20 protein-coding genes are annotated in these 21049 nt (G+C 74.2%); 8 read left to right on the top strand and 12 right to left on the bottom strand.

Going from position 1 to position 21049, the window contains the following annotated elements; translation table 11 throughout:
* Positions 1 to 10: 10 nt before the first annotated feature.
* Together PHK61_RS18615 and PHK61_RS18620 are read right to left on the bottom strand one after the other, a co-directional pair.
* A complete protein-coding gene (locus PHK61_RS18615) occupies positions 11 to 787 on the bottom strand; it encodes an SDR family oxidoreductase (RefSeq protein ID WP_274282507.1) in 777 nt (258 codons plus the stop codon).
* Positions 784 to 2220 carry a lysine N(6)-hydroxylase/L-ornithine N(5)-oxygenase family protein gene (locus PHK61_RS18620; protein WP_274282508.1) on the bottom strand — a complete coding sequence of 479 codons (1437 nt, stop codon included), beginning with the start codon at positions 2218 to 2220 and terminating at the stop codon, positions 784 to 786. Before PHK61_RS18620 ends, PHK61_RS18615 begins: the two co-directional genes overlap by 4 nt.
* A 280-nt stretch (positions 2221 to 2500) precedes the next feature.
* On the opposite strand from PHK61_RS18620, the gene PHK61_RS18625 reads away from it, so the two are divergent.
* From PHK61_RS18625 to PHK61_RS18640, 4 genes are read left to right on the top strand one after another with little or no spacing between them, the layout of a single operon-like run.
* Complete coding sequence (locus PHK61_RS18625; protein ID WP_337993976.1) at positions 2501 to 4063, top strand: ABC transporter ATP-binding protein; 1563 nt, start codon at positions 2501 to 2503, stop codon at positions 4061 to 4063.
* Complete coding sequence (locus PHK61_RS18630) at positions 4060 to 5265, top strand: ABC transporter transmembrane domain-containing protein (RefSeq protein WP_274282509.1); 1206 nt, start codon at positions 4060 to 4062, stop codon at positions 5263 to 5265. Before PHK61_RS18625 ends, PHK61_RS18630 begins: the two co-directional genes overlap by 4 nt.
* 17 nt (positions 5266 to 5282) lie before the next feature.
* Entirely contained in the window at positions 5283 to 5852 is a 570-nt protein-coding gene (locus tag PHK61_RS18635) for a TetR/AcrR family transcriptional regulator (protein WP_274282510.1), read from the top strand.
* Between the two features lie 40 nt (positions 5853 to 5892).
* Positions 5893 to 6801, top strand: coding sequence for a pyridoxamine 5'-phosphate oxidase family protein (locus tag PHK61_RS18640; RefSeq protein ID WP_274282511.1), 909 nt, complete (start codon positions 5893 to 5895; stop codon positions 6799 to 6801).
* A gap of 119 nt (positions 6802 to 6920) precedes the next feature.
* Here PHK61_RS18640 and PHK61_RS18645 read toward each other — a convergent pair whose 3' ends face one another.
* The 3 genes from PHK61_RS18645 to PHK61_RS18655 form a co-directional block, all read right to left on the bottom strand.
* On the bottom strand, positions 6921 to 7703 hold the full coding sequence (locus tag PHK61_RS18645) for a class I SAM-dependent methyltransferase (protein ID WP_274282512.1): 783 nt from the start codon (positions 7701 to 7703) through the stop codon (positions 6921 to 6923).
* Positions 7700 to 8449 (bottom strand): winged helix-turn-helix transcriptional regulator, encoded by a 750-nt coding sequence (locus PHK61_RS18650; protein WP_274282513.1) that lies wholly within the window; start codon positions 8447 to 8449, stop codon positions 7700 to 7702. Before PHK61_RS18650 ends, PHK61_RS18645 begins: the two co-directional genes overlap by 4 nt.
* A 253-nt stretch (positions 8450 to 8702) precedes the next feature.
* On the bottom strand, positions 8703 to 9848 hold the full coding sequence (locus PHK61_RS18655; protein WP_274282514.1) for a hypothetical protein: 1146 nt from the start codon (positions 9846 to 9848) through the stop codon (positions 8703 to 8705).
* 611 nt (positions 9849 to 10459) lie between these two features.
* Between PHK61_RS18655 and PHK61_RS18660 the strand changes: the two genes are divergently transcribed.
* On the top strand, positions 10460 to 11608 hold the full coding sequence (locus tag PHK61_RS18660; RefSeq protein ID WP_274282515.1) for a DNA sulfur modification protein DndB: 1149 nt from the start codon (positions 10460 to 10462) through the stop codon (positions 11606 to 11608).
* Between the two features lie 133 nt (positions 11609 to 11741).
* On the opposite strand, the gene PHK61_RS18665 is transcribed toward PHK61_RS18660, so the two are convergent.
* The 5 genes from PHK61_RS18665 to PHK61_RS18685 form a co-directional block, all read right to left on the bottom strand.
* On the bottom strand, positions 11742 to 12065 hold the full coding sequence (locus tag PHK61_RS18665) for a hypothetical protein (protein WP_274282516.1): 324 nt from the start codon (positions 12063 to 12065) through the stop codon (positions 11742 to 11744).
* A complete protein-coding gene (locus PHK61_RS18670) occupies positions 12062 to 12415 on the bottom strand; it encodes a hypothetical protein (protein ID WP_274282517.1) in 354 nt (117 codons plus the stop codon). The genes PHK61_RS18665 and PHK61_RS18670 overlap by 4 nt, the downstream gene beginning before the upstream one ends.
* A 161-nt stretch (positions 12416 to 12576) precedes the next feature.
* On the bottom strand, positions 12577 to 13008 hold the full coding sequence (locus PHK61_RS18675; protein WP_274282518.1) for a hypothetical protein: 432 nt from the start codon (positions 13006 to 13008) through the stop codon (positions 12577 to 12579).
* A 342-nt stretch (positions 13009 to 13350) separates the two neighbouring features.
* The gene (locus PHK61_RS18680) at positions 13351 to 14262 is read right to left on the bottom strand and encodes a phage major capsid protein (RefSeq protein WP_274282519.1); all 912 of its coding nucleotides are present in this window, start codon (positions 14260 to 14262) and stop codon (positions 13351 to 13353) included.
* A gap of 541 nt (positions 14263 to 14803) precedes the next feature.
* Entirely contained in the window at positions 14804 to 16318 is a 1515-nt protein-coding gene (locus PHK61_RS18685) for an AAA family ATPase (RefSeq protein WP_274282520.1), read from the bottom strand.
* 443 nt (positions 16319 to 16761) lie between these two features.
* Here PHK61_RS18685 and PHK61_RS18690 point away from each other — a divergent pair, with 443 nt between their 5' ends.
* Positions 16762 to 17250: a hypothetical protein gene (locus PHK61_RS18690; protein WP_274282521.1), complete on the top strand. Its 489-nt coding sequence runs from the start codon at positions 16762 to 16764 to the stop codon at positions 17248 to 17250.
* A gap of 109 nt (positions 17251 to 17359) precedes the next feature.
* Here PHK61_RS18690 and PHK61_RS18695 read toward each other — a convergent pair whose 3' ends face one another.
* Positions 17360 to 18271, bottom strand: coding sequence for a tyrosine-type recombinase/integrase (locus PHK61_RS18695; protein WP_274282522.1), 912 nt, complete (start codon positions 18269 to 18271; stop codon positions 17360 to 17362).
* 62 nt (positions 18272 to 18333) lie between these two features.
* On the opposite strand from PHK61_RS18695, the gene PHK61_RS18700 reads away from it, so the two are divergent.
* Positions 18334 to 19128: a class I SAM-dependent methyltransferase gene (locus tag PHK61_RS18700; RefSeq protein WP_274282523.1), complete on the top strand. Its 795-nt coding sequence runs from the start codon at positions 18334 to 18336 to the stop codon at positions 19126 to 19128.
* Here PHK61_RS18700 and PHK61_RS18705 read toward each other — a convergent pair.
* The gene (locus tag PHK61_RS18705) at positions 19106 to 19291 is read right to left on the bottom strand and encodes a hypothetical protein (RefSeq protein ID WP_274282524.1); all 186 of its coding nucleotides are present in this window, start codon (positions 19289 to 19291) and stop codon (positions 19106 to 19108) included. The genes PHK61_RS18700 and PHK61_RS18705 overlap by 23 nt on opposite strands.
* Positions 19292 to 19477: 186 nt before the next feature.
* Here PHK61_RS18705 and PHK61_RS18710 point away from each other — a divergent pair, with 186 nt between their 5' ends.
* The gene (locus PHK61_RS18710) at positions 19478 to 21034 is read left to right on the top strand and encodes a 1,4-alpha-glucan branching protein domain-containing protein (protein ID WP_274282525.1); all 1557 of its coding nucleotides are present in this window, start codon (positions 19478 to 19480) and stop codon (positions 21032 to 21034) included.
* The last annotated feature ends 15 nt before the right edge of the window (positions 21035 to 21049 follow it).

Raw genomic sequence — 21049 nt, forward strand, 5'->3', positions numbered from 1 at the left:
CGAGACGAGCTCAGGGACCGAGCGAGGCCCCGCCGTCGACGTAGACGGTCTGCAGGGTCACGTGGCGGGCGGCGTCGGAGGCGAGGAACGCGACGACCTCGGCGACGTCCTGCGGCGCGGCGATCCGGCCCAGCGGGATGCCGAGCTTGAACGTCTCCGCCGAGCCGCGGACCAGGGCGGCGTGGTCGGCGGGGAGGTCGCCCATCGCGTCCAGCATCCCGGTGTCGGTCGACCCCGGGCACACGACGTTGGCCCGCACGCCCTGCCCGGCGAGCTCGAGGCCCAGGCAGCGCGTGACGGCCACGGCGGCGGCCTTGGACGCGGCGTAGGCCGCCATCCCCGTGCGCGGCACGCCCGCGGCGTTCGACGCGACCGTGACCACCGACCCGCCGCCGCGCTCGGCGAGGCGGGCACCGACGGCGCGGCAGGCGTGCATCACGCCGGTCGCGTTGACGTCGAGGCAGTGGCGCCAGTCGGCGTCGTCGATCTCCGTGACCGCCGCGACGTGCAGCACGCCGGCCACGTTCACCAGCGTCCGCAGCGGCCCGAGGGCGTCCTCCGCCGCGGCGACGGCCTTCTCCACCGCCCCGGGGTCGGTGACGTCGCCCGGCACGGCCACGGCGGTGGCGCCGCGGTCGCGCAGGGCGTCGGCGGCGGCCCCGGTGGCGTCGGGGTCGCGGTCGAGCAGGGCCACCGGCGCACCCGCGTCGGCCAGTCGCCGGCACACCGCGGCCCCGATGCCCCCGGCGGCGCCGGTGACGAACGCCGGTCCGGTCACCGGGCTCATTCGGTGATCACTCCCGGGTCGCCCCAACCGGACCCGAGCGTCGCGGGCTCCCCGATCTCGGCGTGGGCGACCGCGAGGTCGGGCTCGGGGCGGCGGTGGCCGAGCACCGAGTCGAGGATCTCGGCCGCGCGCACCGCCGTGGTCGACAGCAGCGTCGAGCTGATGCCGTGGGTGTGCTCGGTGGGTCCCTGCAGGTAGACCCCCGCCCGCAGCGGGTGGACGGTGTGGAGCCGGTAGTCGCGCTCGACCAGGAGCTCGCCGTCCTCGGCGCGGCGGCACCAGGCGCCGACGTCACCGAGCAGCCCGCTGGGGTCGATCGGGCGGTAGCCGGTGGCGTAGACGACGATGTCGGTGCCGATCGCGTGCACCTGCCCGGTGGGCAGGAACTCCACCTCGAGGGCGAACTCGCCGGTCGCCGACCGTGCCCCCGGCACGCCCGCGACGCGGCTCGCGCCGTGCACGTGCAGGCGCTGCTCCCCGGCCACCTTCTCCTGGTAGGCGCGGGTGTAGAGGTCCTGGATCAGCTCCGGGTCGACCACCGAGTAGTTCGTGTTCGCGTGGTAGTCCATGAGCATCTGCTTGACCTCGCCGGGCGCGGCGTAGAAGTGGTCCACCGCCTCGGGATCGAAGATCCTGTTGGCGAACGAGGTGTCGTCGGCCGGGCTGTACCCGTAGCGCGAGAACACCGAGTGCACCGCGGCCGCGTCCTCGCGGTCGTGCAGGTGGGCCGTGGCCTCGGCCGCGCTCTGACCGGCGCCGACGACGACGTAGCGGCGGCTGCGGGGCGGGGCGGGCGCGAGCTCGGCGAGCCGGAACAGCAGCTCGCTGTTGTGCCAGACCCGCTCGCAGCGCTGGACACCCGGGGGCAGCCAGGGCACCAGGCCGGTCGCCAGGACCAGGTTGCGCGTGCGCACCACCCGCGTGCCGTCGCCCTGCGCGTCGCGCAGCACCACGTCGAGCTCGTCGACGGTGCCGTCCGGGCCGGTCACGGGCTGCACCGAGACCGCACGCGTCCCGTACGCCACGAGGTGGCGCACATCGGCCGCGCACCACTCGAGGTAGTCGTGGAACTCCACCCGCGACGGGAACATCGTCTTGGTGTTGATGAAGTCCGCGAGCCGGCCCTGGCCCTGCAGGTAGTTGAGGAACGACCGCGGGCTCGTCGGGTCCCGCATCGTGACGAGGTCCTTGAGGAACGACACCTGCATCGTCGCGTTCGCCAGCAGCATGCCGCGGTGCCAGCCGAACGCCGCCTGCTGCTCCACGAACGACGCCACCACCCGGTCCTGGGCCGGAACCCGCTCGTTGTGCTCCTGCACCGCCAGCGCCAGCGCCAGGTTCGAGGGGCCGAACCCCACGCCCAGCACGTCGAGGACGGCGTCCGGCCCCGCTCCCCTACGGTGGGGGTCCGGCCACCCCGGCTCGCGACTCATCGCACTCCTCGCCTCGCCCGTAAGATGCAAGATCGTTAGGAAACCCTAACCTAACTCGCCCGGATCAGGCGACGCGACTGTCATAACGGCCACATCACGTGATCAAGCGGTCACGGGACGCCGTGAGAACCTGACCGCCGTGACCGCCCCGTGACCACACCGATCACCGGCCCGGCCCTGCTGCGCGACGCGGTCCGCGACCAGCGCGGCCCCGTCGCCGCCGCGGCGGTGTTCTTCGTGGGCCACCAGTCCTGCGAGGCCCTCGTCCCGGTGCTGGTCGGTGTCGTGGTGGACCGCGCGATCGCCGCCGGCGACCCCCATCGCGCTCCTCGGCTGGCTCGCCGTGCTCGGCCTCGACTTCCTCGTGCTCTCCTTCTCCTACCGCTGGGGCGCCCGCCGCGCCTGGCTCGCCGACGTCCGGGCCGACCAGCGGCTGCGTCTGCTCGTGGCCGGCCAGCTCCTCGACCCGCGCGGCGGCGCCGAGGCGGGCCGGCTGCCCGGCGAGCTGGCCACCGTCGCGGTCGCCGACGCGAAGCGGGTCGGGGTCGTGAACTTCGCCGTGCCGCTGGGGCTCGCGGCGCTGGCCGCCATGGTCGTCGCCGCGGTCGCGCTGCTGCGGACCTCGGTGCCGCTCGGCCTGCTGATCCTGCTCGGGACGCCGCCGCTGCTGCTGGTCGTGCACTTCCTGGGCGTCCCGCTGCAGCGGCGCAGCGGCCCGGAGCAGGAGCGGGCGGCGCGCGCCTCCGGGGTCGCGGCCGACCTCGTCGACGGCGTGCGCGTGCTCAAGGGCCTCGGCGTGGTGCCGGCCGCGGTCGCCCGCTACCGGCGGGCCAGCCGCGACGCGCTCGGCGCGACGCTCGGGGCCACCCGCGTCCAGGCCGGCTACCAGGGTGCGGTGCTCGCGGCGAACGGGCTCTTCCTCGCCCTCGTCGCGCTGGTCGGCGGGCGCCTCGCCGCCGACGGGCGGATCAGCGTCGGCGGGCTGGTCGCGGCGGTCGGCCTCGCCCAGTTCCTCGTCACCCCGCTGCAGATGCTGGGCTGGGTCAACGCCCGCGTCGCGCAGGCCCGGGCGTCGGCGGCGCGCATCGCCGCGCTGCTCGCCACCGGCCCCGCGATCGGCGACGGCGACCCCGGCACGCCGCCCGTCCCCGCCCGGCCCGGCCTCGCCGTGCACGACCTGCACCACGGCACCCTGCGTGGGATCGACCTCGACGTGGCGGCCGGGGAGACCGTCGGGGTGGTCGCCGCCGACCCCGCGGACGCCGCGGCGCTCGTGGCGTGCGTGGCCCGGGAGGTGGACCCGGACCGCGGCACGGTGACCGTCGAGGGGCAGCCGCTGGCCGCGCACCCGCCGCGGGTCGCCCGCACCGCGGTCGTCGTCGCGGCGCACGGGTCCGCGCTGTTCTCGGGCACGCTGCGGGCCAACGTCGCCGCCGCCGCGCGGAACGGGTCGGTGGTCCCGGCGATGGCCGCCGCGCAGGCCGACCAGGTCCCCGAGGTGCTGCCCGGCGGCGTCGACACCGTGCTCACCGAGCAGGGCCGCTCCCTCTCGGGCGGCCAGCGCCAGCGGGTCGCGCTGGCGCGCGCGCTGGCCGCCGACGCGCCGGTGCTCGTGCTGCACGACCCCACGACCGCCATCGACGCCGTCACCGAGGTCCGGATCGCCGAGGGCCTCGCGGCGGTGCGGGCCGGGCGCACGACCCTGCTGCTCGCGACGAGCCCCGCGCTGCTCGGGGTCGCGGACCGGGTGGTGCTGCTCGTCGACGGCCGGGTCGCGGCGACCGGCACGCACGCCGCGCTCCTCGACACCGACGCGGCCTATCGAGCGGTGGTGACGGGGTGACGGACGCGGACCGCCGGGGAGCCGGACCGCCGGGGCGGGAGCTGCTCCCCGTCGCCGGGGCCCGCGCCGTCCGGATCGCGCTCGGGCGGCTGCTGCGCGGTCGCCGCGGCGTCCTCGCCGTCGGGCTCGGGGCGCTCGTGGCCAGCGCGGTCGCCGGCGTGCTGGTCCCGCCGCTGCTCGGGCAGATCGTCGACGTCGTGGTGGACCGCCGCGGGGCGGACGCGGTCACCGGCCCCGTGCTCGGCCTCGCCGGCGCCGCGCTCGCCCAGGGGCTGCTCGCCGTCGTCGGGATGGCCGCCGTCGCCCGCGCCGGCGAGGAGGTGCTCGCCGACCTGCGCGAGGCGTTCGTCGCGCGCGCCCTCGGGCTGCCGCTCGCGCGCCTCGAGCGCGCCGGCGCGGGCGACCTGACCTCGCGCGTCACCGCCGACCTCGCCCTGGTCGGCGAGGCGGTGCGCCAGGCCGTGCCCGACATGGCGCGCGGCGCGCTGGTGATCGTGCTGAGCCTCGGCGGGCTCGCCGTGCTCGACCCGCGCTTCCTGCTCGCGGCGCTGGTGGCCGTGCCGGTCCAGGTGCTCACCGCCCGCTGGTACGTGCGCCGGTCGAGCCCGCTCTACCGCGAGCAGCGCGAGGTCGGCGGCGCCCAGCAGCAACAGCTGCTCGACACCGCCGGCGGCATCGCCACCGTCCGCGCGCTCGACCTGCACGACGACCACACCGAGCGGGTCCGCTCGCGGGCGCAGGACGTGGTCGACCTCGCGCTGCGGGTCGTGCGCCTGCAGACCGGGTTCTTCGGGCGGCTCAACCTCGCCGAGTACCTGGGGGTCGCCGCCGTGCTCGCGGCCGGCTTCGCTCTGGTCGGCGCGGACGCCGCCACGGTGGGCGGGCACACCCCGACCGCCGCGCAGGCCCAGCAGCTCGCCCTCGCGCGGCTCGTGCTCGCCGACCCCGCGGTCGCCGTGCTCGACGAGGCCACCGCGGAGGCCGGCAGCGCCGGCGCGCGGGTGCTCGAGGCCGCGGCCGACCGGGCGCTGCGCGGGCGCACCGCCCTGGTCGTCGCGCACCGCCTCACCCAGGCCGCGGCGGCCGACGCGATCGCCGTGCTCGACGCCGGTGTGCTCGTCGAGCACGGCACGCACGAGGAGCTGCTGGCCGCGGACGGGCGCTACGCCGAGCTGTGGGCCGCGGCGCGTCTTGACCGATGATTCGGTAACCTCGGGGCATGCCGCGACCGCCGTCCGTCGACGAGGACCAGCTGGGCGACCTGATCGCCGCGGTGTTCCGCGCCAAGGGGTACGAGGGGACGGGGATCGGCGACCTCGCGACGGCCTCCGGGCTGCAGCGCGCGAGCCTCTACCACCGCTTCCCCGACGGCAAGGAACAGATGGCGCAGGTCGCCCTCACCCACGTCGGGCGGCGCTTCGCGGCGATCCTCGCGCCGATGCGCGACGACCCCGACGTCGCGCGCGGCATCGCCGAGACGGCCCGCGGGCTCGGGGAGTTCTACGGGTTCGGCGCGCTGTCCTGCGTGCTCGACACCATGACCCTGGCCGGGGCCCCCGCCCCGCTGCGCGACCGGGCGCGGTCGCTCGCGACCGCCTGGCTCGACGCGATGACCGACGCCGCGCGGCGCGCAGGCCACCGGCCCGAGGCGGCGGTGCGCGCCGCGCGCGACGCGTTCGTGCGCGTCGAGGGCGCGCTCGTCCTCGGCCGGGTCACCGGCGACACCGGGGTCTTCGCCGAGACCGTCGCGCTCCTGCCGAGCCTGCTCGTGCCGGAGGACCGGGCGTAGCCGGGCTTGTTCTTTACCGGTCGTTCGGTAATATCCGGGCATGGCCGACCTCCGGGACCCCACCGCGTTCCACGACGGCGAGCTGGCCGCACAACGGGAGGCCGGGCTCTCCGAGCAGGCCGCGCGGGTCCGCCCGATCATCGCGCGCTCGATCCCCCGCGGGGCGAGCGAGTTCCTGGGCCGCCAACGGCTGCTCGTGCTGGGCGCCGCCGACCACGACGGGCGGATGTGGGCCACCGCCCTGCACGGGCCCGAGGGGTTCCTGAGCGCCGCCGACCCGACCGCGCTGCGCGTGGGCGCGGCGGTGCCGGCGAGCGACCCGCTCGCCGACGCCCTGCGCGGTCCGGCCGACGTCGGCACCCTGGCCATCGACCTCGCGACGCGGAAGCGGCTGCGGATCAACGGCCGCTGGCGGCCCGTCGACGGGGGTGGCGAGGTCGCCGTGGAGCAGGCGTACGGCAACTGCCCCAAGCACATCCAGGCCCGCGCCCGACCGGACGGGGCCCCCGCGACGCCCGCGCCGTCGGCGACCCGGGGCGAGGCCCTCGATGCGGACGCGGTGCGCCTGGTCGAGGCCGCCGACACCTTCTTCGTCGCCACGGCCGCGGCCGGCGGTGCGGACGTGTCCCACCGCGGCGGCGACCCCGGCGTCGTCCGCGTCGTGTCGCCGACCGAGCTCACCTGGCCCGACTACGTCGGCAACGCGATGATGATGACCCTCGGGAACCTGCGCCTCGACCCGGCGGCGGGCCTGCTCTTCCCGGACTGGCGGACCGGCGCGACCCTCCAGCTCACCGGGACGGCCGAGGTGCGCCCGGCCCCGGTCGAGGAGGTGCACGGGCCCGCCACCGGCCGGGAAACGGTCTTCCGCGTCACCGGGACGGTGTGGACGGCGAACGCCTTCCCGACCGGGTGGTCGGAGCCCGTGTCCTCCCGCTTCAACCACTAGACCGGGGTGCTGCCGACCCGCGCGCGAGCTCCCGGGGGTGTGCGAGCGATGCGGCATCGCTGGCATGTGACGCCAGGATCGCCACATGCTCGCTGGCGCGACACGCCGACGGCGGCCCCCTACCGGCTCACGCCGCCGTGGGGCCGGCGGGCCGTCGTGCACCACAGGCCCCGGGGCCCGCGCTCGTGGTGGACGACGTCCTGTCCCGCCGCCGCGAGCCGGTCGCGCACGCGCTCCGGCGCCAGGCGCAGCTTGGGGTAGCTGCTCGCGTGCATGACCCAGCCATCCCGGGTGCGGACGTGGACGATGTCGTGCACCTCCACCACGTCGGGGCGGGCGACGTCGAGGAAGCACGTCAGGATCTTGTCCTCGTCGCTGCGGACGGGGACGAACCGGTCGGTGCCGCGCAGGTCGACGGTGAGGTCGCGGTAGGTCAGCACGACCGTCCCGCCGGGCCGCAGCGCGCGGGTCACGCCGGCGAACAGCGCGTCCACGGCGGCCGGCGAGGCGAGGTGCAGCAGGGTGTCGCCCATGCACACGACCACCGCCACGGACCCCGGGGCCAGCTCCTCGACCGCCGTGACGGCGTCGGTCTCCCGGGTCCGCACGGCGGGCCGGCCGGCGGCGTGTGCCCGCAGCTCGGCGAGCAGGGTGGGGTCGGGGTCGACGCCGAGGACGTCCGCGTAGCCGAGGTCGGCGAGCGCGAGGGTCTGTGCGCCCGACCCGCAGCCCAGGTCCACGGCGGTGCCGTCGCGGGGCGGGGGCAGGAGCGGGGCGAGCAGGTCCCGCTGACCGGCCGCCGTGCGCTCGATGTCGCCGCCGAGCATCCACGTGTACTGCGCGGCGAGCAGACGGTCGTAGTGGCCGGTGACCCGGGGCTCGGTGGTGCTGTCGGTGGTCATGCCTCCACGGTCGGGGCCGCGGAACGGTCGTCACCAGTCCGGGAATCGGACTGGTGCGGCTGGTCGGCCTCCTCGGCGAGCCGGGCGATCGTGGCGTGCCAGGGCGTCGCCGGGTCGAACCAGCGGGGGAACTCCGTCGCGATCGACCGCGGCCCGGCGATCGTGATCGTGCCGTCGGCGAGGGCGTCGGGGAACCGGCGTCGGCCGATGAACCACCGCTGCAGCTCGGCGGTGTCGCCGGTGACGACCACGTCGACCGCGTGCCCCGGGTCGTGGCTGCAGGCCGTGGAGCCCGCCGCCTCGAGCAGCAGCCACTGCCGCGCCTCGGGACGCCGGCAGCGCAGCTCGACGACGGTGCGGTCCGGCGGCAGGCGCGCGGCGCGGACCTTCTCCGACATCCGGAACGCCAGCATCGCCGGGTCGAGCTGCTCGGGTGCGGGGTCGGCGAACAGGCGCCGCACCGACCACTCGCCGAGCGCCATCAGCACCGGCTCGAGTTCCCGGCCCGCCTCGGTGAGGGAGTACGCGACGGCGCGCCCGCTGCCGTGCCCCGTCCGCGTGACGAGCCCGGCCCGCTCGAGCCGGCGGAGCCGTCCGGCGAGCATCGAGCGCGAGCAGCGCGGCAGGCAGCGGTGCAGGTCGTTGAACCCGCGCGGTGGTCCCAGGAGATCCCGGACGATCAGCAGGTTCCACCGCTCGGCGACGATCTCCGCCGCCGTCTCGATCGGGCAGTACTGCGTCAGCACCCGGCCAGCATCGCCGTGCCCGGTCCTCGATCGCCAGGGTCCCGCGCCCTGACAGGGTGCTCACCGTGGACGACGTCGCGACCCCGCTGCCCCTCACCGGCGAGCGCACCGTGCCCGGGCTGGACGTCGAGAACTACTGGTTCCAGGTCACCTGAGCATTGTGCGGAGCAGCGTCGCCGCAGGTGGCCAGGAAGCGCTATGCGCGCAGTTTCCGTGGCAGATGAGGAAGGCGCCCGATGACGGGTTGGCTGCATCAGTCGGGCGCGCCGCCAGCCGGGTAGGCGCAGCGCACGCACCTCCCGTTGATAAGCCGATCGGACCCTAGGCCACCCGGGACGCCAGGTCGATCGCAGCGCTCGCATCTGCCGGCGACCCGAGGCTCAGGGATCAACGACGGGTCGACTCCGTACGCGCAGGGCGCGCTGGTACCACGATTGTCCTGGTGCCTGGGCCCGCCAACGAGGAGCGGCTCCAACTCGTCCACGTACTTCCGGTGGTCGACGGCGTCGAGCATGACGATGCCCTGCCTGGAGTGCGCGTCAACGCGGAGGAGCTGGCGCACAGGGGCGAGCTCGGCGACCCGGTCCACCGTCAGGCCGGGATAGGGCTCCCACCGGGGGTGCCACCCCCCGCAGTGCCGTCCTCTACGACCAGGCGTGGGACAGGCGTCGAAGTTGAGCGGTCGGCACTTCTCGACGCGCATCTTGCGGGGGCCGCCGATGACCGTCCACGAGTTCCGGGGCGTCCGCGAGCGCGGCAGCTCCTGGGTCTCCACGTGGGTGACCTTGTAGGCCCACGCGTTGTGCGGGCGGTCGGCGGACCACACGAGCGGGACACCGACGTTGCCTGCCTTCTTGTCGCGGCCGAGGACCTGGCGCTCGGTGAGCGTGCTGTGTTGCACCTCGACGCCGACGACCAGGCCGTCTGGGCCGGTGATCGCGACGTCGAGACGGTTCCCGCTCGGGAGGCGTACCTCCTGGTCGGTGGTGTAGCCGGCATCGTCGCCGGCCCGTTGCCAGTAGTCCTGCTGCCACCGGTGCTGGTCAGTCATCTCGTGGACGATGTGGTCCTCGAGCCCCCACTTCTGCCGAACCGAGGGATGGTGGCAGATGACCCACATCCCGTTGCGCTTCTGCAGGTAGACCCAGGCCCCGTGGACCCGCCCGTCGATCGGGTCACGCTTGGCGGCCAGGCGTGGATTGTCGTCGTGCTCTCGGCACTCAAGCACGCCCTCGCCGCACTTCTGCCACAGCTCGCTGATGATCGCCAGGGAGTCAGCGTCGGCCGACGGACTGATCTCGATGTCCCGCCTGTGGGGGATGCTCGTCGCGCGGATGGCCACGGCATCATTGTGGACCCGAGGCCCGACATCGCCGCGCTCCGCGATCACCTCGCCCATCGTCCGAAGCGTCTTGGCCTCGATCGCGGGAGCTACGCACTCGCAAGCCCGACGGGCATGACGAGCCAGAACAGCAGCCAGCCGCCGCACTGAACCCACCCAATGATCAAACCGGTGGCGGGAGACCGTGCCCCCCACGCAGGCCACGCCTCGACTCCGGGAGGGCCATCCGCCCGCGGGTGACGCCCCGGCGCGCCGATCGAGGGCCCACGCGGCGTCGTGGCCGCGGGTGGCGTGCCAGCCCTCCGGGACCCGGAGGTGTCGGGCCCGTCGGCGCGCAGCACGCGTCCGGTCGGCGCGCAGCACCCGCCAGGGCGCGGACCGGCCGACGTGGTTCGACAAGTGCTGCAGGTCGCCGGCTACGACCCCACTGGCGGGCCTGGTCGACGACGCGCGCTGGTGACCGCCGGCAAGGGTGTAACGGGGAGCCCCGAGATGGCCTGAGGCACCCCCGGGGTAGTGCACGCGGAGGCTCGGGGTGATATAAAGAAGAAGCCCGGGGCACACCGGCCCCGGGCTCCCACTGAGTGGCCACGCATCGCGACCAGCTCGACCTCGCACCTCGAGTCTAGCGATGCGTGTCCCCTCGCCCAACACGAGAAAGACACGACATGCGACAGACGATCACCGCCATGCAGACCGGCGGGCTCGACCAGCCCAAGGTCTTCGTCGGCAACTACCAGCAGGTCCGGATGCTGACCGTGCCGGTCACCGAGCTGGTCGGGCGCAAGCCGTCCCCCCAGTTCGCCCACCAGGTCGGCCGCATCTCCGGCCTTCACGGCATGATCCAGCGGGACTTCAAGGGCGCGAAGCGTGTCAACGCCACGCGGGACCTGCCGGACTACGTCAACCAGAACCTGATGCCCGACGGCACGTGGATCGGGCCGGTGTGGAAGTTCGACATCTGGCTGCCCGCCCCGCTCATCGCCGGCGAGGAGCTCATCGCGGGCGTCCAGGAGTACGACGTCGACCCCTTCAACATGGGCTTCCTGCTCGACGGTGAGAGCCGCTGCTACGCCCTCGAGTCGATGTACCTGGCCGAGCAGGACGAGAAGCGCCTGCGCGCGCTGCTCGAGGTCCCCCTGGTCATCCAGGTCTACGACGGGCTCGACGCCGACCGGGCGGCCCAGCACTTCGCCGACCTCAACGGCCAGGGCGTCGGGATCACCCCGAACCTGACGCTGAGCCACGACATCCGCGACCCGTGGACCAAGGTGGCCCGGCGGGTGTTCAACGACCTGGACATCCCGCTCGAGCACGAGGCCCGCCAGGTCCGTCGGGCCAGCGACAAGGTCCTCACCATGCTGGGCGCCCGGACCATGGTCGCCGCCGTGGCCCGCGGGGTCAGCGCGGTCTCCTACGGCGCCGGGCCCATCCCCGGCGACGTGGAGGGTCAGCGGGTCGACTTCGACCGGCTCTACTCCGCGGCCGTGGCCTGGCTCGGCTACGTCTTCGAGACGTTCGGGCGCGAGGCCTTCCGGGACCCCACTCTGGTGCTGCGGGCCATGCCGATGATCGCCGCGATCGGGGCGCTCGGCCGGCCCTACTACACCGGCGACTCCCCCGGGCAGGTCCGCGCCCGCGCGATCCTGCAGGAGATCACCGACTGGTCCGGTGGCCCCCGGTGGAACGGCATCGCGGGCAAGTACAACGAGGGCACCGGCCGGTTCAGCGTCGGCTCCGGCAAGGAGACCGGCTACGCTGCGTACCGGGCCCTCACCGACCCGCAGGACGCCGGCTACCGCGCCCTGCGCGTCTGACCGGCCGACACCAGAGGGGCCTCATCCCAGCCGGGGTGGGGCCCCTCGTCGCGCCGTTGGGACCACACCGGGTCGACACCAGCCACAGCCTGTCCGGTGACGACGTCGACCGACGACCTCGAGCCACTGCTCGTCAGCCTCCGGCGGCGTGCTTGTCGTACGCGCTGAGCACCTCGGCCCACGCATCACGGTCGGCGTCGTCGTGGGTGTAGGCCACCGCGTCGTGCCGGTCCACGCCCTGCTCCTCAAGCCACGCCGTGCGCGCCCGGCGCCACCGGATGTGGGCGGTCCACGCCTGCCCGAACATGTCGTCGTGGTGGTGCATGAGGTCCGACTCGCGCAGGTAGTTCTCCGCGCCCTGCGGGGCCGGCCACCACTCCCGGACCAGGAACCGACAGAGCTCGAGGGGCGCGCTCGCGAACGTGACGTCACGCGGCCGGTCGTCGGGCGCCCTCACGACGGGACCGGGCCGATCCGACCGACACCCGACCGGTAGGTCCGCCGACCCTGGTGGGCGCTACGGTGGCCGCCACGGGTCTGCGGACGGACGCCGTCGCGGTCCGGCACCCTTAGCCCGGCGACGAGCTTGCCCAACAGGGCCTCGCACTGCCGAATCTCGGTCAGCGCCGGGTGAGCCTTCGGGCCGTCCCGGCCATCGGCCAGGAACCCCTGGTCGGCGACGAGGGCCTCGAGCGCCTCGATCCGGTCGGCGACTGCCACGACGCGACGGAGCATCTCGATCTCGTGCGCGTCGAGCTGCCAGACGCCGGCGACCGCGTCCCACCACCGACGCCCCGTTAGGCCCATGTCGGGCGGAGCGGGGCCGTTGTCAGGGGCCAAGATGATCTACCCCCTCGTTCGATCCAGGGTGGTCGTACCGGCGACACCAGCACCTCCCGGTGCGGCGCGGGGGTGGGGGCCGGGGGATCCCGCCACGGTCTCCGCCTTCCCCGCAGCCACGGTGACGATCACGACCGCTCCCATCCGAAACCTTCGTAGCCGGCGAGGGCCCAGCCGAGCGCGGCGCGCAGACGCGAGGCGGTGGCGTACCCGAACGACCAGTCATCGAGCTGGAACGCAGGACCGCGGGGTCCCGGCCCGCGCTCGTGCGTCAGCTTGAACGGGTCCAGGCGCTGCTCACCGAGGCTGACGACGCGATCTATCTCCCAGACGTCCACGCCGTCCCCCGTGCGGTCCGGGGGCTTGCGGGGGGTCGTGTGGCGACCGAGGGCCCAGCCCAGCGCGGCGTGCAAGCGCCGGGCGGTGGCGGCCCCGAACGACCGGTCATCGAGCCAGAACGTGAGCTCCTGCGACATGCCGTCGACGGTCAGCTCGAACGCATCCAGATCCCACACGTACTGGCCGTTCTGCCTGCGGTCCGGGTTGCCCTGCGCGCTCACGACTCACCAACCAGCTCGTCGCGGAGGGTCACGGCGAGAACCCGGACATCGGCGACGGTGGCGCCGGACCCCGTGCTGCCCTTGCGAACTCCGTCGGTCGCCAGGACGCGAGATCGTCCCCGTCGTCGAGCAGGCGCAGCACTACCCGGGCGCACCCGGTCCGGCGAGGGGTCGGCGAGGTGCTTGGCGAACCGCTCCCAGGCGTCGACCCCGCCCGGCTCGGCCGTGGGTGCCGCGTCCATCGGGATCAAAACAAGATCGCGTTTGGTGATCAGCTCTCCACCCCCCGTATCGAGCCGACAACGTCATACAAGTGAAACAGCCCATGCCAAGCAACTGGGGTCAGGCAGCTGGGCCGATAGTGGCCACCGGGACGTCGGCCACCCCCGCCGAGTTCACCGGCTCGGCCAGGACGTGACCGATGCGCAGCACACACCGCATGGCGGTGCAGTCCTCTTGCAGAAGGTTGGTCGCGATCGTGCCGTCCGGGTTCTGCACGATGCCGGAGTTGAACATCTCGAACGAGAGATCATGGCGGATGCCGTAGAGCACGCTTTGCCAGTCCGCGACGATCGCCGTGGCCACGGCGGCGTCCCAGTAGGTGGGGTCCACCCGGATCGGCAGGCCGGCCACCGACAGCGGGTAGGTCGACCCCACCGGGTTCGCGGTCAGGCTCTGCGTGCGCTCGCGGCTTGCGGCGTACTGCCAGCCCGGCCGGACCACCGCGGCCGTCGGCGCGTGCTCCGTCACAGATACCTGCTCGGCGGCCTCCAGCAGATCAGCGGCGCTGTCCGCGGACGGGGTGACCACCTGGGTGGCCGTGGTCGCCGCGGCGACCATGCCGGCCCCGAAGCTAGCCGGCGCCCCGGCCCCGAACATCACGGCCATGTCCACCCGGCGAGCGAACGCGCGGGAGATCAGCGGACGGACCGCGGCCCAGATATCCCACTCGGAGTCCTCCAGCACGCTGTCCGGGATGATCACGATCGCGGCCAGCTCCTCGGCAGTGAGGGTCACTGACTCCCAGGTCGCTGCCGTGACGGCCTTGCGGGCCGGCGCCCCCGTCTCGCCGGTCAGCCACGACGCGTCGGGTACCGAGGTGAGCACCGGGACGCTGCTGTCCCGGGTCGACACCGGCACCTGCCGGCCCAGGCTCATCACGGTGGACTCGGTGCGGACCTCGCCCAGGATCGCCTGCGCGATCTGCTGAGGGATGTCACCGGCGGCGCCGATGCGGTCGATCACTGTGGCCATGTCTGCGGTACCTCATCCGGGCAGCGGGGCGAGCAGGAGCTACACGACGAGATCGGCGGCCACGACGTCAGGCTCTCCACCGCGTCGCGGGCCTGCGGGCCCATCGCGACGATGTCGGAGCACCGCAACAGCAACGTGGCCGGCCCGGCGTCGTCGCAGCACCCCAGCTCGAAGCACTGGGCCGCGACCGCGTGCCAACCGTCGAAGTCGTCGGCGTCGTCGTCCTCGTCACCGCCCGCGGGGGGCGTGGCCGGGCCAGGCCCGTGGTGGACAACGTGCTCCCCTGGCCCCGGCTCGGGGCCTGTTTGACCGGCGCCCCGTAGCGGGTCGGCACCGTCGTCCTCGGACCAGTGTCCCTCACCGCCGATCTCGGCGCGACCACGACCAGGGTCCGGCGGCAGGGCCGCGGGAGACCGGCCAGGGGGTCGACCTCGTGCACCTGGCACAGCTCGGGGGCCGGCGGCGCCCTCGTCGGTGGGCACCAGCTCGGAGCAACGCACCAGGGCGCAGCGGGCCGGCTGGGGCCGGCGGGCCGGCGGGTTCACTTCTCGTCCTCGTCGAGCCCGTCGCCGGCCGGGTAGGCGCACGACCGGCACCGACCCATGACCAGGACGGCGCAAGGCTGCCCACAGCGCTCGCACACAGACTCCGGTAGGGACAGCTCGAGCGAAGGGGACAGCGAACGGGACAGCTCCTTACGGCCCTGACCTGGGGAAGGGACAGTCGGGACCGTGGGGACAACGGTGTACGTGCCGCGCTTGCCGCGCGTGAGCTGTCCGTCGTCGGCCATACGCCCGGCGGTCCGCTTGACCAGCTCGTAGGACAGGCCCGTGGCGGCGGCGATGGCCTTAGGCCCTTGCCCCGGATGCTCGCGAAGGTGGGCGAGGATGGCCGCGCGGGTGTCGGACACCAGGTGCTCGAGCGCAGGCCCCTCGAGCAGGGACCACGTGCCGTGCTCCGCGCTGAACGAGAGCGCTAGCTCTTGCTCGTCGACGTCGCGGCCGACGACGTGCAGGGTGCCGTCGGCCTGGCCTCGAGCCCGCTGTAGCACCATCACTCCGTCTGCCCCACCGGCGAGGCCCTGTGTGCCACTCAGTAGATCCAGGAAGTCGTCCGCCGCGGCCTTCCTCGTGTGATGGACCACGACGACGGCCACGCCGTAGTCGTCGGCCAGGCGCTTGGCGCGGGACATCACCCTGTAGTCGGCGTCGTAGGCGCTGCCTCGAGGATCGGTGCGACCACGGACGCGGGCGAGGACGTCGATGACGACCAACCGGCGGTCGGGGTGCGCCTCGAGCCACTCGGCGATGCGCTCGTCGCCGCCAGCGTCCAGCGGCTCGCACTGGATGGAGAACGTGAGCCGGCCCCGCGGGAGCGGGGCACCGGCGAGGACCTTGCCCAGCCGGTCGCGCAGCCGGCGGTCGGTGTCCTCGAGCGCGAGGTAGAGGACGTCGCCGGCCTCGGTGATGTCGATGGCGCCGAGGGCCTTCCCGCCGCTCGCGACGGCGACGGCCAAGCCCATGCTCAACCAGCTCTTGCCGACCTTTGGCGGGCCCGCGAGCATCGTGACGCCTTCGGGCACGATGCCAGGCACCGCCCATCGCGGCGGCGCGAACGTCATCCTCATCAGCTCTTCGGCCGTGAACGACGTAGGGCGCGCGGGGCGCCTGCTGGTGGGGACACCCTCGGTGTCCCGACTGTCCCGACTGTCATGTTCGCGCTGGTCAGGCGCATATTCCGATGATCGCACGACTGTCCCGACCGCTGTCCCCTTCGCTGGGCGGCTGTCCCTTCGCGGGCTCGTCGACACCACCGGCGTCGGCCACGGCGGGGTGGCGGTGACCTGGTTCTCACGGTGCCCGTCCACCAGGGCCTCGAGCGCCTCGTGCGCGAGGTCCCGCGGCGGGCCGGGGCGATGCCGGTAGAACTCCGGCGGTGGGTTCGCGATCAAAGCCCCGGCGCGCTCAGCGAAGGCGGCGTCCTCTTTGGCGCGGACGACCTCGGCATACGTTGCCGCGCGCACCCCCTCATGACCTCGAGCCTCGAGCCACGCCACGACGCCCTCCTCCGCTGTGGGCTTCTCGGTCGGCGCCCTCATGCGCCCGTGCGTCGACGTCGTGCCTGCGCGGACCTGAGAGCCATCGAGAGGAAGTGCGCCCGGCGAGCGGCTTCGACCTGGGTAGCGCGTTCCTGAGGTGACAGCGTGCCGTCGGGGTCGACCTCGCGTTCCCACTTGGCCTCCAGCCCGGCGCGGGCCGGAGCCGTCGCAGCGCTCCGATCGTGAGTGCTCGCCCTCGCCCAGCGACGGTTGGCCGCGATCCGAGCTCGCAGCCTCCGCTCGGCCCCGCTAGCGTCTAACTCATGAGACTTGTGCGTCATGGCCGAGCAGCCTGGCCCTGCGGCGAGGAGCGCACAAGTGATGACTCTTACACGCCACAGGGAGGAGCCGTGAGAGCCGTGAATCGGGCGGCCGGTGAGGCCGCCGCTAGGTTGGCCGCCGTGCGCGACGACGACCCCTCCCTGCGTCGTGTCCGAACTACGCCCGAGTTGGGGGACGGGAGCTGGTACGTGGTCGACGGCCTGGCCGGTGACGTGGAGGTGTTCGTTCGGATGGGTCTGGACACCCGCCACCGCTCCGTCGTCCAGGAGGTCGTCGTCCGGAGCAACCATCGCGTGGCATCCGACCAGGTGCAGCGGCTCCCGCTCGCGACGTTGGAGCGGTTGGCGAACCGTCCGCTTGACGGAGAACAGCTCAGAGACATGCTTGTCAGCACCGGTCCCGTGTTGCGGGATGATCCGGAGGAGAGTGCGGAGGCGTTCGCGGACCGAGTGGCGAGGCGCTACGCGCTGCACGCCGCACTCACCAGATCACCGGCGAAGGCCATGGCCGACGAGTCCGAGGTGCCGGTGAGCAGGGTCCACAGGTGGGTCAGAGAGGCTCGCCGCCTGGGGAAGCTGGCACCAGGTCGGCAGGGGACCGCGGGCTAAGAAGTAGAAGTCGCCGGGCTCGAAATGGGGTTTGCATCCTCCGCGGCCCGAGGGGCGGCGACCGTGCTTTGGGGAGAGAAGCCGAACGCCTTCTCGCTTCTGCGGTGGGTCAGACGCGGTCGCCGCGAGCCATCCGCCGCGCGGCGTCGCGGGCGCGCTCGTCGGCGGCGCTCGCTCCGTAACGGCGGACCATGACCGGCGAGCGCCATCCGGCGAGCTTCTCTACGTCGCCCTCGTTGGCGCCGTTGGCGAGCAGGTCGTGCGCCCAGGTGTGCCGGAACTTGTGGGGGTTGATCGGTGCCATGCCGACCGCGGCGCAGCGCCGGGCGAGCATCTCGGCTACGCCGCCGCCGGAGAGCCGCCACCCGCCCACGACGCCCGGGCGCTGGGTGAGCAGCAGCGGCGCGGAGGCCGCCGCCGGGTGCTTGGCCCGCGCCCGCAAGTACTTCCGCAGCGCCAGCGCGGTCTTCGCCCCGAACGGCACGATCCGCGGCCGGGAGCCCTTGGTCCGGTAGAGGGTGACCTGCTGGGCGCGCAGGTCGACATCGTCGAGGTTGATCCCGGCCAGCTCGCCGCGGCGGCACCCGGTGTCGAGCAGCAGGCGCATCGCCGCGGTGTCGCGGCGTTCCAGGAAGCCGGGGCCGTCGGTGGCGCGCAGCAGCCGGGTCAAATCCTCGTCGTGGATCACCGGCACGACGTGCTCCTCGGCCTCGGGCAGGGCGATGCCGGCGGCGGGATTGACCTCGATGACGCCCTCGGCCGCGAGGTAGCCCAGCAGCAGCCGCACGGCGATCAGCCGGACCCGCCGGGTGGCCTTCGACCGGCCGGCGTCGGCGAGGTGGCGCATCCACTCGTGGATGTGGCGGGTGGTGATCTGGTGGGGCTCGGTCAGCTTCGGGTGGGCCTCGGCGAGCCACGCGGTGAACTGGTCGGCGCCGCGGCGATAGACCGTACGGGTCTCCTCGGAGACCTCGGTCAGGGTCAGCATCCACTCATCGACGAGATCGGCCAGCGCGTCCACGGTGCTAAGTTATCACCACACGGAGCGCTGTACGAAACTACCGAAGGCTAGGGCGGTCACCAATGCTCGACATCGGCCCAGCTCAGACGTCTGATCTGCCCCTCACCGGCGAGCGCACGGTGCCGGGGCTGGACGTCGAGAACTACTGGTTCCGGCGCCACGAGGCCGTCTACCGGGCGCTGGCGCCCGCGTGCGCCGGAGCGGTCGTGCTCGACGCGGGGGTCGGCGAGGGCTACGGGGCCGCCCTCCTCGCGACGACCGCGAGGACCGTCGTCGCCCTCGAGCTCGACCCCGCCGTCGCCGCCCACGTCGCCGCCCGGTACCCGCAGGTGCCGACCGTGCGGGCCGACCTCCAGGCGTTCCCCGTCGCCGACGCGTCCGTCGACGCCGTCGTGACCCTGCAGGTGATCGAGCACCTGTGGGACCAGCCCGGCTTCCTCGCCGAGTGCGCCCGCGTCCTGCGCCCGGGCGGGCGGCTGCACTGCGCCACGCCCAACCGCCTGACGTTCTCCCCCGGCGCCGGCCCCGGCGACCGCCCGCTCAACCCGTTCCACACCCGCGAGCTCACCGGCGCCGAGCTGGCGTCCCTGATCACCGACGCCGGCCTGGAGGTCGAGGCCCTGACCGGGCTGCACCACGGGCCGGGGCTGCGAGAGCTCGACGCCCGCCACGGCGGCTCGGTGATCGACGCCCAGATCGCGCTGGCGCTCTCCGGGGAGGCCTGGCCCGACGGGCTGGCCGCCGACGTGGCGGCGGTGACCGCCGACGACTTCGACCTGCGCGCCGACGAGGCCGACGGCGCCGACGATGTGGACGCCTCGCTGGACCTGCTGGTCAGCGCCGTCCGGCGAGCGTGAGCACGGGGTCGGCCACCGACTCGGGCAGCGCCTGGCGCATCGCGCCCGCCGCCGCCTCGGTGACGACCACGTCGCCGGTGTCGCCGCCGCCCGAGCAGGAGGTGCCGCCGGCGGTCAGCTCGCCGCCGCCGCCCGTGCACTGGTCGGCGGTGGTGACGGGCACGCCCGGGACGGGCGAGGGGCCAGCGAGGACTCCGGCGAGGATGCGCGGCTCACAGGATCCCTCTCGACGTCGAGGAGTGGTTCGCTCGGGTCAACGAGAGGAGGACGGCGACGTGATGCCTCGTCACCGTTCCGGGGGCGCGCCCGTGACAGACTCCGACGCCGGGCGCCGACGAGAGGAGCGTGCTTGAGCAGGGAACCGGTGGGCACGTTCTGCCTCGTCCTGCACTCGCACCTGCCCTGGCTGCTGCGCCACGGGGCCTGGCCCGTCGGCGAGGACTGGCTCTACCAGGCCTGGGCGCACTCCTACCTGCCCGTCGTCGAGACCCTCGAGCGCCTCGCCGCGCGCGGGCACCGGGACCTGCTGACGCTGGGCGTCACACCGGTCCTCGCCGCCCAGCTCGACCACCCCGCGGCCCTGCGCGCGATGCACACGTGGCTCGCCGACTGGCAGCTGCGCGCGCACGAGGCCCACGTCCTCCAGCCGGCCCTGGCCACCCGCGAGCACCGCGCCGCCGCTCACGCCCTCGAGGTCTTCGAGCGCGACTGGCGCCACGGCGGCTCGCCCGTGCTGCGCCGACTGGCCGACGACGACGTCGTGGAGCTGCTCGGCGGGCCCGCGACCCACCCGTTCGCCCCGCTGCTGCCCGGCCGCGTGCGCCGCTTCCTCCTCGACGCCGGGCTGCGCGACGCCGCGCTGCGCCTGGGCCGGCGCCCGGCGGGCATCTGGGCGCCCGAGTGCGGCTACGCCCCCGGTCTGGAGCAGGACTACGCGGCGGCGGGCGTGCAGCGCTTCCTCGTCGACGGCCCGGCGCTGCGCGGCGCCACCGCGGCGGCCCACCCCGTCGAGGGCACCGACGTCGTCGCCTTCGCCCGCGACCTCGAGGTGACCTACCGCGTGTGGTCGCCGCGCGCGGGCTACCCGGGCGCGGCGGACTACCGCGACTTCCACACCTACGACCACACCACCGGCCTCAAGCCCGCGCGGGTCACCGGGCGCCGCGTCGCCACCGCGGACAAGAAGCCCTACGACCCCCCGCGCGCGGCGGCCGCCGTGGCGCGGGACGCGGCGGACTTCGTGGCCACCGTGCGACGGCGTCTGGAGACGCTGCGCGATCGCCGCGGCCGACCCGGCCTCGTCGTCAGCGCGTTCGACACCGAGCTGTTCGGTCACTGGTGGCACGAGGGCCCGGCGTGGCTCGAGGCCGTGCTGACCGCGCTGCCGGAGGCCGGGGTGCGGGTGACCACCCTGCGCGGCGCGGTCGCGGCGGGGCACGTCGAGGAGCCGGTGGTGCTGCCGGCGTCGTCGTGGGGGTCGGGCAAGGACTGGCGGGTGTGGGACGGGCTCGCGGTGCGCGACATGGTGGCCGACAACGAGGACGTGGCGCGCCGGCTGCTCGCCGCCGTCGACGGGGCCGCGCCGACCGCGGGCCGTGACGCCACCCTCGACGCGCTCGCCACGCAGGCGGCGCTGGCCCTGTCCAGCGACTGGGCGTTCATGGTCACCAAGGAGTCCGCCGTCCACTACGCCCGGCGCCGCGCGGCGCAGCACCGCGACCGGGTCCGCGAGCTCACCGACCTGCTGCCCGCGGGCCGCCACGCCGAGGCCGCCGCCCGCGCCGCGGCCTTCACCGCGCAGGACGACGCCTTCGGGCGCCTCGACGCCCGCGCGCTGCGGCGGGGCCGGTCGGGTGACCGCCGCCGCACCACCCCTACCTACTCGGGAGTAGGGTCGCTCGCCTAGCGGCCGGAGGGAGGG

Origin of the sequence: Actinomycetospora lutea (assembly GCF_028737205.1) — a bacterium.
Classification (GTDB): Bacteria; Actinomycetota; Actinomycetes; order Mycobacteriales; family Pseudonocardiaceae; genus Actinomycetospora; species Actinomycetospora lutea.

What these genes read in the sequence shown, in the direction of transcription:
- PHK61_RS18615 (WP_274282507.1), bottom strand. Translation starts at nt 787, where the DNA reads ATGAGCCCGGTGACCGGACCGGCGTTCGTCACCGGCGCCGCCGGGGGC.
- PHK61_RS18620 (WP_274282508.1), bottom strand. Translation starts at nt 2,220, where the DNA reads ATGAGTCGCGAGCCGGGGTGGCCGGACCCCCACCGTAGGGGAGCGGGG.
- PHK61_RS18635 (WP_274282510.1), top strand. Translation starts at nt 5,283, where the DNA reads ATGCCGCGACCGCCGTCCGTCGACGAGGACCAGCTGGGCGACCTGATC.
- PHK61_RS18640 (WP_274282511.1), top strand. Translation starts at nt 5,893, where the DNA reads ATGGCCGACCTCCGGGACCCCACCGCGTTCCACGACGGCGAGCTGGCC.
- PHK61_RS18645 (WP_274282512.1), bottom strand. Translation starts at nt 7,703, where the DNA reads ATGACCACCGACAGCACCACCGAGCCCCGGGTCACCGGCCACTACGAC.
- PHK61_RS18655 (WP_274282514.1), bottom strand. Translation starts at nt 9,848, where the DNA reads ATGGGCGAGGTGATCGCGGAGCGCGGCGATGTCGGGCCTCGGGTCCAC.
- PHK61_RS18660 (WP_274282515.1), top strand. Translation starts at nt 10,460, where the DNA reads ATGCGACAGACGATCACCGCCATGCAGACCGGCGGGCTCGACCAGCCC.
- PHK61_RS18670 (WP_274282517.1), bottom strand. Translation starts at nt 12,415, where the DNA reads ATGGGCCTAACGGGGCGTCGGTGGTGGGACGCGGTCGCCGGCGTCTGG.
- PHK61_RS18680 (WP_274282519.1), bottom strand. Translation starts at nt 14,262, where the DNA reads ATGGCCACAGTGATCGACCGCATCGGCGCCGCCGGTGACATCCCTCAG.
- PHK61_RS18700 (WP_274282523.1), top strand. Translation starts at nt 18,334, where the DNA reads ATGCTCGACATCGGCCCAGCTCAGACGTCTGATCTGCCCCTCACCGGC.